This window comes from Bilifractor sp. LCP21S3_F8 (assembly GCF_052117805.1).
In the GTDB taxonomy this organism is placed as follows: Bacteria; Bacillota; Clostridia; order Lachnospirales; family Lachnospiraceae; genus Bilifractor.
Genome location: NZ_JBQKIK010000009.1, coordinates 28,075 through 40,891 on the forward strand (window position 1 = coordinate 28,075; position 12,817 = coordinate 40,891).

Annotated in this window: 11 protein-coding genes; 2 read left to right on the forward strand and 9 right to left on the reverse strand. The window is 49.0% G+C overall.

Going from position 1 to position 12,817, the window contains the following annotated elements:
• Positions 1-66: 66 nt before the first annotated feature.
• The 6 genes from ACTQ3A_RS06130 to ACTQ3A_RS06155 all read right to left on the reverse strand — a co-directional run bounded on the left by ACTQ3A_RS06130 (position 67) and on the right by ACTQ3A_RS06155 (position 6,771).
• Positions 67-996, reverse strand: coding sequence for an NAD(P)/FAD-dependent oxidoreductase (locus tag ACTQ3A_RS06130; RefSeq protein ID WP_441494425.1), 930 nt, complete (start codon positions 994-996; stop codon positions 67-69).
• 548 nt (positions 997-1,544) lie between these two features.
• The gene (locus ACTQ3A_RS06135; RefSeq protein ID WP_441495264.1) at positions 1,545-3,959 is read right to left on the reverse strand and encodes a hypothetical protein; all 2,415 of its coding nucleotides are present in this window, start codon (positions 3,957-3,959) and stop codon (positions 1,545-1,547) included.
• A gap of 45 nt (positions 3,960-4,004) precedes the next feature.
• On the reverse strand, positions 4,005-4,418 hold the full coding sequence (locus tag ACTQ3A_RS06140) for a hypothetical protein (protein ID WP_441494427.1): 414 nt from the start codon (positions 4,416-4,418) through the stop codon (positions 4,005-4,007).
• Positions 4,419-4,463: 45 nt separating this feature from the next.
• Entirely contained in the window at positions 4,464-6,236 is a 1,773-nt protein-coding gene (locus ACTQ3A_RS06145; protein WP_441494428.1) for a serine/threonine protein kinase, read from the reverse strand.
• A complete protein-coding gene (locus ACTQ3A_RS06150) occupies positions 6,202-6,468 on the reverse strand; it encodes a hypothetical protein (protein ID WP_441494429.1) in 267 nt (88 codons plus the stop codon). Before ACTQ3A_RS06150 ends, ACTQ3A_RS06145 begins: the two co-directional genes overlap by 35 nt.
• Positions 6,469-6,594: 126 nt before the next feature.
• A complete protein-coding gene (locus ACTQ3A_RS06155) occupies positions 6,595-6,771 on the reverse strand; it encodes a hypothetical protein (protein ID WP_441495265.1) in 177 nt (58 codons plus the stop codon).
• A 557-nt stretch (positions 6,772-7,328) separates the two neighbouring features.
• On the opposite strand from ACTQ3A_RS06155, the gene ACTQ3A_RS06160 reads away from it, so the two are divergent.
• Complete coding sequence (locus ACTQ3A_RS06160) at positions 7,329-8,558, forward strand: ATP-binding protein (protein WP_441494430.1); 1,230 nt, start codon at positions 7,329-7,331, stop codon at positions 8,556-8,558.
• Between the two features lie 282 nt (positions 8,559-8,840).
• Here the strand turns inward: ACTQ3A_RS06160 and dapF are convergent, their stop codons facing one another.
• Together dapF and ACTQ3A_RS06170 are read right to left on the reverse strand one after the other, a co-directional pair.
• On the reverse strand, positions 8,841-9,680 hold the full coding sequence (dapF, locus tag ACTQ3A_RS06165; RefSeq protein WP_441494431.1) for a diaminopimelate epimerase: 840 nt from the start codon (positions 9,678-9,680) through the stop codon (positions 8,841-8,843).
• 130 nt (positions 9,681-9,810) lie between these two features.
• Positions 9,811-10,695, reverse strand: coding sequence for an NYN domain-containing protein (locus tag ACTQ3A_RS06170; protein ID WP_441099734.1), 885 nt, complete (start codon positions 10,693-10,695; stop codon positions 9,811-9,813).
• Positions 10,696-10,945: 250 nt separating this feature from the next.
• Between ACTQ3A_RS06170 and ACTQ3A_RS06175 the strand changes: the two genes are divergently transcribed.
• A complete protein-coding gene (locus tag ACTQ3A_RS06175) occupies positions 10,946-11,596 on the forward strand; it encodes an L-rhamnose mutarotase (protein WP_441474223.1) in 651 nt (216 codons plus the stop codon).
• A 174-nt stretch (positions 11,597-11,770) separates the two neighbouring features.
• Here the strand turns inward: ACTQ3A_RS06175 and ACTQ3A_RS06180 are convergent, their stop codons facing one another.
• Positions 11,771-12,724, reverse strand: coding sequence for a LysR family transcriptional regulator (locus ACTQ3A_RS06180; protein ID WP_441474224.1), 954 nt, complete (start codon positions 12,722-12,724; stop codon positions 11,771-11,773).
• Positions 12,725-12,817 lie beyond the last annotated feature (93 nt).

Sequence of the window (12,817 nt, forward strand, 5' to 3'; positions counted from 1 at the left end):
ATTACCGGCGTTGTCAACGATTGTGAACAATTTAATTTCAAAAAACAGGAAAGAGACCTATGTTCTTCAGGCTCCGATATACCTGCACGCTGCAAGTGCCGCAACCGCTCCGTCCGCCGCAGCGGTTGTCAACTGCCGGACTGTCTTGGTGCGGCAGTCTCCCGCGGTGAAGATGCCGGGAGTTCTTGTAGCGCAGTCTTCTCCGGCTTCGATATAGCCGGCCGGAGCAAGGTCTACTTCATCCGCAAATGCCTTGTTGTCCGGCACCTGACCGATCGCGACAAACAGACCGCTCACCGGAAGCTCTTTCTTTTCTCCGGAAATCTTGTCCGTCACCTCGACCGCGGTGAGCTTATCGCTTCCGATCAGCCCGGTCACATTGCTGTTCAGAACAAATTCTACATTGTTTTTCTGCTTCAGCTTCTCCACATCCGCCGCGTCGCCCCGGAACTGATCTCTTCTGTGAATCAGATAAACCCTGTTGCAGATATCTGCCAGATACAGGGCATCTTCAAGTGCCGTATTGCCTCCGCCATTCACAGCAACATCCTGCCCCTTGAAAAAGGAGCCGTCACAGGTAGCGCAGTAGGAAACTCCCTTTCCGGTCAGTTCCTCTTCTCTGTCAATTCCGAGCGTACGGTTTTTCGCTCCGGTTGCCAGAATCACCGCCTTGCAGTGATATTCTCTCTTTCTGGTCTCGACAATCTTCCCGCCATCATCCTGCCGGATGCCGAGGGCTCTTTCGTAGCGGAATCTCGCCCCGAGATCGATCGCCTGCTGATAAAGTCCTGTTGCAAAATCATACCCGCTGACATGCGCAAGTCCGGGATAGTTCTCGATGTCCGGCGTGTTCACGATCTGTCCGCCGTACGCCTTCGCCTCCAGCACAATTACCTGCTTTCCGGCGCGCACCGCATAGATCGCAGCGGTCAGCCCGGCGGTCCCGCCTCCAATGATTACAATATCTGTTGTGACCTGTTTCTTTTCTTCTGTCATATCAAATAGCCCGCCTTTCTGTATATTTTTCAAATTTCTGTCTTCATCTGCCAAGCTTCTTATATTGTACATGACCCGTTATTGCGTATGACCTGTTATTGCGCATGACCTGTACAGGATTAATATCTGTTCCTTTGTCAGAATTCATGCCGTAATTGCATCCCAGATTTACTTCTTAACCTTGTTCATGAATTCTTGCTGTACTCTCATTAGAAGACAGCAGAAATGAAATTATATTGTGTGCAATTAATTATGAGATCATAATACTAACCCTGCCAGCATTTGTCAAGCACCCGTTTCCCCCTCTGCCATCGATTGTATAAGTCCAGTCGCAATGTTCTTGGACCACGGAGACTTACTGTATAAGCTCTTCGAAAGCGCATACAGGCCGCCTGTCGCGAAGCGTGTGTAAGAAACTGAATGCGATTTTGAAGGCTGCAGATATGAGATGGAGTATTAAAAAAGCGGAAATCCTTCGCTTCTTGTCCGGAGTCCCGCTTCCATTAATATTATTCTGCTTTTATATCTGCTTTTATACAGCCCGCTTTTTACGGCTTGATCACACGTGGACCCCTGAGGCGCAATCGCTTACTCTTTCTGAAAATCACCAATAACGACGATGCGCCGATCACTCCTGCACAGATGATACCCATTATGAGATAGAGCCAGACAGGTATCCCATACACCTGTTGTTCTTCTGACCGATACGAGTTACCCGCCATGTCGGTCAGTACAATCTGCACTTTATGTTTCCGAAGTCCGGTCAGTCTGACGGTTCCCTGATAGTTCGTCACATCCGGAATCTCCGAGATCTCCTGGTGCAGCTTTCCGTCCACAAGAACCCTGATATTCTTCAGGCGAATCGCATCGAATGCCTGATATCGGAGAATATTTTCTGCATGGACCTTCATGGACCGTTCCGCCTGCCGGATAAAATTCACCTCTGGATTTGTGGAATCCACCCGGAAAAAGATCGGTTTCTGATAATAATCCATGCTGTCCGGCTTATTTCCTGCTTCATCTGCGGAAGAAACCGATACCTGATAGATCCCGTCCTTCTCAAAATTCTTTCGGCTGATGATGTAATCATAGCGATACCACCCCTTACGGTCTTCCTGCTTATGTTTTTCCTTCTCACGATCTTCCTGTTTATCATCTTCACCACTGTGCACTTCACATAACACCTGCTCCAGTGGTTCTCCATCCCTGATTATCTCAACTTTCAGTGATTTTGCGACGAGCCTGTCCGGATTATATTCGGAAATAACCAGATCCTCTTCTACACTCCGGACGTAAGAATCCTGAAGATCCTTGCAGCTCTGACTGTAAACATAGACGGAGCCAAAGCGATTCACCTTAAATGGAATATACCGGGAAGCGGTATTTCCCTCTTCATCCTCATAAGTCACAGCTATTCTATAATATCCATCATTATCCGGAATTTCCTGCAGGATCTTGCCTGTATCTTCTCTGGAAAGAATTTCCATCTCCCATGGTTCTTCCGTTGCCCGATTACCTTCCCCCGCAGCTTCCGTTGTTCCCGACACGCGGTTTGGTACAATCTCCCGAGTCACCAGAACCTCATTCTCCTGACCACCCGCATTCCCTGTGGCTGTTCCGTTCTCCCGGATCAATTGTATCTTCACTTTAACCGGCTTTGCCGCCTCCAATGCAGTTCCTTCCAGCCTGAGAACCATCTTGTTTTTTCCATCGCTGTCCTTATTCTCACTGATTCCTATTCTGGCTGAATCCAGCATGTTCTTCAATTTCTCTGTATTCAGAACCTGCTGTACTTTCTTCTGTTCTTCAGCCCCGACCGCTGTTTCTTCCACCTTTACTGCCGTGGTCTGTTCCCCTGTCTCACCTGACTTTTCTTCCTTTTTATCTGTGTTTATCTGTTCATAGGTTTCCGGTACCGTAACTTCCGGCTGTTCCTCAGCTGGTTTCTCCTTCCGTTCTCCTGACGGTTTTTCTTTCTGCTCTGCACCCCGCTCCTTCGTCTGTTCCGCTGCCGGTTGTTCTTTCTGCTCTGTTACCCTTTCCTTCGTCTGTTCCGCTGCCGGCTTCTCTTTCTGCTCAGCTGTCGGCGGCTCCTTCTCCTCTCCTGCAGGCTGCTCCTTCTGCTTCGCTGCCGACTGCTCCTCTGTCGAAGATTCTCTCTCCTTTCGTTTCAGCTCCTCCTGGCTGCGGACACTTTGAATCATATCATCCTTTTCTTTTGATTTTTCCGGATCTGCGCTGTTCATCTCTCCAGTTTCCGGTTTGGTGCTTGTTAACTCACCGATCTTCGTTTCATCACTTTTTGACTCTGTGCTCTGTGGTTCGTTTTTTTCTGATTCTGTGATATTTGATTCCGCTTTGTTTCCAACCGGTCTTTCTTCCTTTGCTTCTTCCGGCTTTTTGTCACTATCTCCTTCTTCCAGACTTTGTGAAGGCAGTTCTGATTTCGTATTTTTTTCTTTCCTATCCGAATCGTTTTTCTCTATCTCTACATCTTCTCCTGCAGCATGATCGATATTCTGATCTGCATCTTCGTCTTTTGTATCCGTATCTTTTTTCTGTTCTTCTACTTCCTCTGCCGCAGCATGATCCATCTCCTGGTCCTCGGTGTCTTCTGTTCCAATGTTTTCTCCAACATCATTTCTGTTCTCCGCTTTCTCTATGCTCACTTTCTTTTCTGAATCTGCAGAAGAAGGTTTTTTCAGGTCCTTCTCCCTCTTTTCGTTTTCCGATGAAAAATCTTCTTCCATCATGGGCGGGGACTCCTGAACCGGATTCTCGCCTGTTTCCGTATCCACGATTTCTTCCTGAACCGGATCCATATTTGTTTCCGTATTTATGATTTTTTCCGGATTCAAGTTTCCCGCTAAACCGGTGCTGTCTGTTTCTTCTTTTACACTATCTTCTGCCGCCTCCACAGTTGTTTCTGTGTCTGTCTGCACCCCCGAACCGTTCATGATCAAAGCGCCTGCCAATAGCAATAACACAAACCTTTGTTTCATCTTCCTTCACCTGCCTTCCGTCTTCCAACTATAGCTGAGCGCCACGGTCTCGCTCTCGCTCTCTGCATCTGCCCCGAGGGCTTCCGTCACATTGTCTCCAGTGCTATCGAAAACCTCAGCCAATATTTTTTCTTCTGTCGCTCTGTCGGATACCAGATCCGCTGTATTTTCTTCATCCCTGCACGGAGATGCTTCTTCCGCATCATCAATGTCCTGATATTTTTCTTTGGCAAAGAGCTTCCATCGTCTTTTCTTTACCGGATTCACCTGTCCCATAACTGCATTTTCCTCGCGGTCTGTCCGGATCTGCTGCCAGATCCGGAAACGGATTCCCAGAAAAACTGTAAATGCAATTCCCGCCCCGGAAAAACCAAACAGGATCTCCGAAATCATGTATAATTGCTGCGTACCTGCCCTCACACTTTCCTCCCCTTTGTATTCCTATATATATAAGATGCGAATCCGTCACTCTTTTCCGTTTTGTTCCTGTTTTTTCTGCTCCGCTTCTCTCGCTCTCCTCTGCTCTTCCTGCTCTGCTTTTCTTCTCTGCTCGGTATTTTCCCAGGTTCTGTCCAGATTCTCATGATATTCAGAAAAACACTCCAGGAGTTTCTCCTGCAGCTGAACGGATTTCTGCTGCGTTACGGGCAGTGCGCGGACTTTTTCCATCAATTGATCCAGGAGATCCAGAACCTCCTCCCTTTTGATTCCGCAGGACGCCATTCCTTTCCGGTAAGCATTGATCAGATTTCCGAATTCCTCATACATGATCATCCGAACATAGTCGGCATCCTCTGTCTGGTAATCCTCAAGCTGAAGAATATTCATTCTGACCGACTCCAGCAGCTTCTGGTAATCTTCCAGAGAAGGTTCCCGAACACTGGTATTGTCAAATGCGAATCGTATACAGAAGGTACAGAAGGATGCATAATATCCGGCTCTGACGGAAACCTCCCCGTTTTCCTTCTCCTCTGCAGCCTCCTGGAAAAACGGCTGTGCCTTCAGCACTCTGTTTCGAAAGGAATCATCCCCGCCGGAGTATAAATACAAATACAGAATTCCTGCCTCTAAGGACAGTTTCTGATAAGCTCCCGACTTGCTGTTCTTTTTCAAAGCCGCCTCGTTGGTACTCCATGCTTCCAGAAAAATCCGGCTTTCCGCCTCTCCGAAGACCCCTTTTTCACGATATACCTCTAACAGCTTCTGATAGGCCCGGACATCTCCTCCATCTATCTCAATCGCATCCAGGTAACTTCTGATCCTGTCCTCCGCAGGCAGAGCCTGTGAGATACTAATCCTTCTCTCATAATTTCTCTCGTTCAGCTGTACAGCAGCTACATTGCAGGCCAGACCGCCCAGGCAGCATCCGGCAGCCATGACCGCTGAAAGATAAAATAAAGCAGTCCGTCTTTTCTGTTTTCTGCGCACACTGGAAATTGTTCGCTCCGGATGCCTGAGATCAAAGATCAGTGCGCGGCAGTCCGGATACCGCTGATCCGGTGCAAACGCCAGACAGCGGTTTAGTATGGTTTCTGTGCTTTCCGAAATCTCCGGACGGATCTTCCGGATCGGATGGTATTGGTATTGATAGGGATCTTTTCCCGGAGATATTCCGGTCAGAAGTTCAAAGATGGTAATTCCAAGAGAATAAATGTCCGAGCGGGGATCTGTCTGCGCATGGCCGTACTGCTCCGGAGCGGCATATCCATTCGTTCCGAGCGCAATTGTATCTGTCTGATTCTTGTATTTGTATTCCCTCGCAATCCCGAAATCGATAAGTTTGAGAAATCCCTCCGGTGTCTGCATGATATTGCCGGGCTTCATATCCCGATAGATAATCGGAGGATTCTGACGATGTAAATATTCCAGCACCTCAGCCAGCTGAAGAAACCAGTTCATGACCTGGTCTTCCGGAAAGGATTTCTGCCGTTTCAGCAGACGGTCCAGAGATTCCCCGGTCACATAGTCCAGAACAATGCAAACCGACTCATCCCTGTCAATAATGTCCACAATTCTCGGCAATGCGGGGTGATCAAGCTTCTTCATCATCTCTGCTTCCGCCAGGAGTGAGCTCACCGCCACCTTGTGTTCACCGTCCTGCCCGTCCTTCCGGATTTCCTTCACAGCCCAGCTCTTATGGAGTCTGACATCCATCGCCAGATACACTCTGGCCATCCCGCCTCGTCCGATTTCCTTCAGGATCTCATAACGTCCGTCCAGAATCTGTCCTGTAAACATTCTGCGCCCCTTCACACATCTCATATACCGCATCAAGCAGCATATGCAGGTTCTCAGCCGCCTCTCCTGCGTAAATCCTGCCATGCTCTCTGCAGAAATCCGCATTGTCTCCCATCCAGCATCCGGCAGAGTTGTCCAGGATCTCGGCCATTCTCTTAATCAGATCCTGCATCTCAAGCGTATAGTGCTCCACCGTCCGGAGACGTCCTGCCCTTTCGTCTGGAAAAAACATTTTTCACACCCCTCCCTGAAAAACTCTTCGCAAAAACTCACGTGATGCCAAGGTCAAAAGAAAGCCGTGTTTATCGCAATTCATCCCTTCACCTATAGTGATGAGGGATTTCTTGCTCACGACATGTTAAACTGCCTGAGACATATGCTGCAGCATTCCGTACAGCAGTACCTTCATGCGCACCGTGTTGCGGCGCAGCTCAGCAAGCTCCTCCTCCATACGAAGAGAACAGGAAGCCACATCTTCTTCGTCAGATGGGTACATTGCTTCCAGAGATCGGATTTCTTCCCTCAGCTTTTTCATACAATTTTCTGTCTGCTCAAATAGCAACAACAACTCTTTCATAACATCCCCCTCTCTTTGCATTCCTGCGCCTGTCTGCCTGTGCAGATACACGCATGCGCAGCGTTTGTCCAAAATCTGATTTACTGCTGTTTATATACGGTTCTGTGCCGATAATATATATAGTCAGGTATTACGAGTTCCACTTCACGTTAGAAATCACGTACTGCCAGTTCCATTTCGTGGGATCACATCCGCCAGAACAGCTGATGTCAAAAAGAATAAGAAAAAAGAATGCTTCCCGTGTACTTCGGGAATTACTTTAAGTATAGCATGCTGCGTCCCGTTGAAAAGTATCTCTGAATGACCAAATCATACAAAAATATCACCGAATCCTTGTGCAAAAAGCCGTCGCAAATTCTAATTTCAAATGTGAAAAAAACGCTATTGATTCCAAATCCAGCAATCGAATAATCGAATAATCGAATTTAAACTCAAACAGACGCATTGGTTGCTATTTTTTTACTGGAAGGATATAATACAAGATCACGGAAATATGTAATAAAGAAAGGCAGAAAATGAGTATACAGACAGTTACTCCCGCAGAACTTGAGACCTGGGCTGCGGAAGATTATATAATCATTGACGTGCGTGACGAAAGTGCATACCAGCTCGGCAATATTCCGGGCTCTGTGCGCATTTCCAGACAGGACCTCCTGAACGGCAGCTTTCAGCTGCCGAAGAACAAAAAACTGGTCCTCTATTGTATGTTCGGCGTACTGAGCAGGGACCCCGCCGAGAAGCTTCTGGCCGAAGGCTATGACGCCTACCATCTGGACGGCGGCTACGGAAACTGGCTTGTGCGCGTCATGAAGTCCGAATCCGGGAATGAACAGCGCCGCACTGAGATTGAGAAAAGTCTCCGTAAGCGCTTCAAGCATGACATTATGGGCCGCTTCGTCAAAGCAATCATCGACTATGACCTCATCCGCCCGAACGACAAGATCGCGGTCTGCATCTCAGGCGGCAAGGACTCCATGCTCATGGCGATGCTTTTCAAGGAGCTGAAGAGGCGGAACAAGATTCCCTTTGAAGTGGTATATCTGTGCATGGACCCGGGCTACAGCGAGACAACGCTCGGCATGATTCAGGGAAACGCCGGTCTTCTCGGAATTCCCCTCACCATGTTCCAGACCCGGATCTTTGACGCGGTTGATAATATCCCGAAATCTCCCTGTTACATCTGCGCCAGAATGCGCCGGGGCTATCTGTACCGACAGGCAAAGGATCTCGGCTGCAATAAGATTGCGCTCGGACATCATTACGACGATGTAATCGAAACAACCCTGATGAGTATTCTCTACAGCGGTCAGACGCAGACCATGATGCCCAAGCTTCACAGCACAAATTTCGAGGGAATGGAGCTGATTCGTCCTCTTTATCTGATCCGTGAAGATGACATCAAGGCATGGAGAGACACGAACGGTCTCCAGTTCATCCGGTGCGCCTGCCATTTCACCGACACCTGCTCTGTTGACGGACACGGCGGCACCGGATCAAAGCGGCTCGAAGCCAAGCGGCTGATTGCCCAGCTCAAGAAAACGACCCCTTCCGTAGAGGGCAATATCTTCCGCAGTATGGAAAACATCTGTATGAACGCGGTGCTGGGCTACAAGGATCACGAGGGAAAACGTCACAGTTTCCTGGATACCTACGATATGACGGAGCTTCCTGAGATGCCCGGCGCAGAGTCATCTTCCGCTGCAGAAGCCGCTCCTCGCGGAAAGCAGAAGAACTCTCCGTTCTGACATTTATCTGTCTCCACGCAGAATTCTTCCACGCCCGGCAAATAAGCGCACATACGCACGGTCGGCTATCTGTCTCCGCACTCCATGCGGAATTGTTCCGCGCCCGGCACTTGATCGAACATGCGCCCACCCCCAACGAGATAAAACACGCTGCGCGAGTTTTATCTCGCTATCGCGACGCTCGCCGCACACGAATACTTCGCATTCGGCTGCGGCTCACTGTTCGCGTAAAAAAACAGCAGCCCCATGGAAATTTACTTTCCATATGGCTGCTGTTTTTTCTCATAGATCTATTTGCCCTGTAAAAACCGTCTCGGCAGGACCGGTCATGTAGACGCGGTTCTCCTTCTGATCCCATTCGATGGTCAGATCTCCGCCCCGGAGCTTCACGGTAACCGGGACATCATCCCTTACCTTTTTGTTCAGGATCGACGCGACCGCCGCTGCGCACGACCCGGTACCGCAGGCCAGCGTCTCACCGGAGCCTCTCTCCCACACGCGCATCTGTATCGTGTCATCGCTGAGAACCCGGATAAATTCAGTGTTCACCTGCTCGGGGAAGATTGCGTTTTTCTCAAACTTCGGACCGATCTCCTCGATTTTCAGATGATCCACGTCATCCATGAACACCACCGCGTGCGGATTTCCCATAGATACCGCCGTAAAGCGATACTCCTTTCCGTCAATCATAATCGGTTCATCAATTGCCCTCTCCTTGTCCGAAAGCACAGGAACCTTCGCCGCTGTCAGTTCCGCCGGTCCCATATTGACGCGCACCGTCTTCGTCTTTCCATTCTCCACTGTCAGATCCAGAATCTTGATGCCGCTCTGGGTATCAATCTTCATTCTCGTCTTCGGTACGATTCCATTGTCGTATACATATTTCGCCACACAGCGGATTCCGTTTCCGCACATCTTTGCCCGGGAGCCGTCCGCATTGTAGATATCCATTTCACAGTCCGCCTTCTCTGAAGGTTTGATCAGAATCAGACCATCTGATCCGATCCCGAAATGGCGGTCACTCACCCGGATGGCAACCTCCGACGGATTGTCCACCTGTTCCTCAAAACAGTTCACATATACATAATCATTGCCGCAGCCATGCATTTTTGTAAATTTCATGCCTTCATCTCCTTCCGCGTCCGCTCACTCTTTATTCTCCGGGCTCCTTACCGCGTCCGCTCACCCTTTATTCTCCGGGCTCTTCCGCGTCCGCTCACCCTTTATTCTCCGGGCTCCTTTCCGCGTCCGCTTACTTTTCATTTTCCTTCCCGTTCTGATTCTCCCGGATCCGGAAGTAAATCTGCTTCTGTCCGTTCACGTCCTTCCGTTCCTCCCATTCATAGGAGCCCAGCGACTTGATAAAAGCCGTGAATTTGTTGTATCCGAAGTTCCGCACATCAAATTCCGGCATCCGTCTGGACAGCTGATCGCCAAGTTTTCCGGAAAAAATCCAGTTGTCCTCGTCCGAGAATTTCTCGATGATCGTATTGAGCGCATTGCGGACACGGCTGAGGTCCTTCTGCCGCTTCTTCTCCAGCTCCCGTTCTTCCTTTGTCTTCGTCTTTCTGACCGTTTTCTTCTTTGCCGCCGCCTTCGCGGACTTTCGCGCTGCCAGAGATTTCTCCGCAGCCGCGGCAGCCTCTGCCTCCGCCTCAGACTCCGCTTCTGCCTCGGCATCCGCCGCCTCCTGCTGCTTCTGCTCGTAGAGCATATCCAGATACTTGAACTGGTTGCAGGCGGTGATGAACGGCATCGGTGTCTTAGTCTCGCCCATCCCGATCACCTGCTTCCCGGCCTCCCGCAGTCTCGCCACCAGCCGGGTAAAATCGCTGTCCGAAGAGACAATCACAAATCCATCGACGGTATTGGAGTACAGGATATCCATGGCATCGATGATCATCGCCGAATCCGTCGAATTTTTTCCTGTCGTGTAGCTGTACTGCTGGATCGGGATGATGGAATTATTCAGCAGGACCTGCTTCCAGGAATTCATCCGCTGACTTGTCCAGTCACCGTAGATTCTCTTATAGGTCGCAATTCCGTTATTAGAAGTCTCCTCCAGAATAATCTTGATGTACTTCTCCGACACATTGTCCGCGTCAATCAGAACAGCGAACTTCAACTCATTATCCATATTTTTTCCTTTTAATATAAAAAAATCACTCTTAAATTTTCATAGAAATCGCATAAAATAAAAAGACAGAATCAGTATAACATTCTGCGCCCGATTCCGCAAACGATCCGAAAAGTCACAGGTTTCGATTGTTCTTGCCCGGTTCTGCTGATCACTTCTTCCGTCCGGCTTTGCGAATACGGGTAACAGAAAAATCACAAGAAAACATAGGAAAAAGCAAAAGAGAAAGCCTTACAAGGAGGTATTTTGAATGAACAGACACGCTATCGCCTTACAAATCAGACCGGAAAAATTTAACGACTTCCGTTCCGGACTCGGAAGAGTCTGGAACCGTCTCACCCGACTAATGGATGACCTGGAAATCAGCAATTTCAGTCTCTGGAACATCGAGGATCTTGTCTTTGGCTACTACGAGACAGATCCCCTTTCTCCGACTCCTTCCGAACATCAGAAAGCGGAATTCCGCTCCCTCGAAGCCGAAGTGGGAGATTCCTACCGGTGGATCTCCGGACCTGATCAGGAGATGCGCCTGATGTACCATGACTTCGGAATCGTCCGTCCGAATAAGGAGCTGATCCGCCACCGGGTATTTGTGACAAAGCTCAAGGGCGATTTTCAGGAGGAGTACAAGAGACGCCACGACGGTCTGATCGCCGCCCGCCAGGGCAAGGTGGATCCCGGTCCGGACAGCAACTTCTCCATCTGGAATGCGGAGGACTACATCTTTGGCTACGATGAAATCGACACCACCATGGAAACCGCAGAAACGGAAGAAGGACGTCAGGCCACTATTCAATGGGAGACAAAGATGCTCGAAATCATGAGCTGGTACACCGACGATGTGGACTGGATCACGGGAGAACATCACCCGCACATCGTACGGATCGGCTGTCACAACTGAACTTTTTCCGGGACTTTCACCCTCCCTCTGACTTGCGCATACGCACATAACAGAAAGGCTTATTGAATACTGGAGAAAAGTCCGCATGCTCTCCCGCTGCCATGTGTCTGCTCACATGACAGAAAGGATTATTGAATACTGGAGAAAAGTCCGCATGCTTTATAAAAAGTACGGTCAGGAATATAAATCCTGAGAATAGCAATCCTGAACATACCGGATAAAGGCACGAACAGAGTTCGATTCATACCGCTGATTATTCAGAAGAATGTAGAATCTTCTGAAAATCAGCGGCGAATTCATTTTATAGCAGCGAAGATGGAGATTCGCATGCTGAATCAGACGGTCGCTGATGAACGTAGCCGCAAATCCCTGATCCGCGAGATGAAACGCAGTGACCATCTGTGATATTTTCAGTTTAACATGAGGCTCGATTCCGCATTCATGAAAGAGACTTTCAGAACGCTCATACAGATTATTCCCCTCCTTCAACAAAATAAACTCTTCCTCCTGGAACTCCCTCAGCGAAACACAGGGGCAGTCCGGATCCAGATGCTTCCTGTTCATGATGTCTTCTGCTGTCAGACTGCAGTCTGAAAATTTACTGTTGATCATATCCTCCTCAGGAACCGCCATCAGCACAATATCCGAAAAAACCGGATAACCCGCAAAATTCACAAGCACCCTGGGGTCACAGTTGAACGTAAGATCAATCTCTCTTTTTTTCAGCAGCTCGACCATCGCGCTGGAACTGCCTTCGACCAGCTCCAGCTCAATTCCCGGATACTTTTCACTGAATCCTTTCAGAATCGGCGCCAGAATATAAGAATTCATATAATGTGTTGCGCCAATGACAATTTTTCCTTTCTTCAGGTCTCTGATGTCTTCAAACTGCTGTTCCAGATCCTGTTCCAGGTTCTTCATTTTCTCAATGGCATCAATATAAATTCTCCCGGCATGTGTAAGCGTCACCGGACGAGTGCTTCGATCAAATAACGGCATGCCGATTGCGGACTCAGCCTTCGCAACGGCAATACTGAGCGCCGGCTGAGTAATGAACAGTCTCTCGGCAGCCTTGGAAAAGCTGCCTGTACGGTAAATCTCATATACATATCTCATCTCGAGCTCCATTTTTCCTCTCCTTTCCGACGAATACGAGACGAAGCCAGACATATGGATCCATCGTATTCCTCACTCGCTGCCAGGAAGCCCGTAACCTTCACG